The sequence below is a fragment of the Acinetobacter sp. WCHAc060042 genome (genome assembly GCF_003231195.1).
In the GTDB taxonomy this organism is placed as follows: Bacteria; Pseudomonadota; Gammaproteobacteria; order Pseudomonadales; family Moraxellaceae; genus Acinetobacter.
Genome location: NZ_QKVN01000126.1, coordinates 1 through 572 on the forward strand (window position 1 = coordinate 1; position 572 = coordinate 572).

1 protein-coding gene is annotated in these 572 nt (G+C 37.6%); it reads left to right on the forward strand.

Annotated features, from left to right (window positions below):
- Window positions 1-54 precede the first annotated feature (54 nt).
- Window positions 55-572, forward strand: a 518-nt coding sequence (locus tag DPG01_RS18535) for a helix-turn-helix domain-containing protein (protein WP_110976017.1), incomplete at its 3' end; no start/stop codon positions are given.

Below are 572 nucleotides of genomic sequence, written 5' to 3' on the forward strand. Positions count from 1 at the left end.
TGAACTGCACCCCGAAAGTTGGACACTTTTAGTCTAATTTGGAGGGTGCTTTTTATGGCTAAATATTCTCAAGCATTTAAACTCGAAGTTGTTCAAAATTACTTATCTAATGACAACGATGATGGGTTTAGAAAGACAGCTCATAAATTTGGATTAGATCAAGGAACTGTTCGACAATGGACTGCTGTATATCAGACTCAAGGTGCCGATGGTCTTAAATACCAGACTAAACGGATTTCCTACTCTGTGAAATTCAAACATAAAGTCGTTCTTAAAATAATCAACGGTGGGCTATCGTTGATTGAAGCATTAATATTTTTTAAATTGAGAGAGAAAGGAACTCTTTCTCTATGGTTGCGTCAATACAGAGAGCACGGTATAGATGGATTAAAATCTAAGCCTAAAGGACGCTCCAAACAAATGCCAAAGCCTAAGAAACTAAGAGCAAAACCCTCCCAAGAAAATCATGATAAAACACAAGAGCAGCTACTTGAAGAATTAGCATATCTACGTGCAGAGAACGCATTTCTAAAAAAGCTGAGAGCCTTAAGGTTGGAGCAAGAAGCAAAGGA